Consider the following 466-nt stretch of genomic DNA (forward strand, 5'->3'; position numbering starts at 1 on the left):
ATAGGTGATCGCTATGGTTGAGAGGGTAAAAGAGGTTAAGGAAGTCAAAATTCTTGAAAAACCTTGGGTTGAGAAGTACAGGCCTGAGAGACTTGATGACATTGTCGGTCAGGATCATATAGTGAGGAGATTGAAGCATTATGTTAAGACTGGTTCGATGCCCCACCTTCTCCTAGCTGGGCCACCAGGCACAGGAAAAACGACTTCTTCACTGTGTTTAGCAAGGGAGCTTTTTGGAGAGGCATGGAGGCATAATTTCCTAGAATTGAATGCTTCAGTTTCAAAAAATACTCCGATTCTTGTCCGTCTTAATGGGAAAATTATGAGAACTACCTTTGGGGAGCTTGATAAGCTATTTTTTAACAATGAGGATGGTCAAGTTGCATACAAGGATGCTTCAAACCTTGAAGTTTTGACAGTTGATGAAAATTACAAAGTAAGATGGGCAAGAGTAAGCAAGATAATT

1 protein-coding gene is annotated in these 466 nt (G+C 40.6%); it reads left to right on the forward strand.

Going from position 1 to position 466, the window contains the following annotated elements; all coding sequences use genetic code 11:
- Positions 1-13: 13 nt before the first annotated feature.
- A partial coding sequence (locus E3E37_RS11685) for an AAA family ATPase (protein ID WP_167717378.1) occupies positions 14-466 on the forward strand: 453 nt, incomplete at its 3' end.

It is taken from the genome of Thermococcus sp. ES12 (assembly GCF_012027515.1).
In the GTDB taxonomy this organism is placed as follows: domain Archaea; phylum Methanobacteriota_B; class Thermococci; order Thermococcales; family Thermococcaceae; genus Thermococcus; species Thermococcus barossii.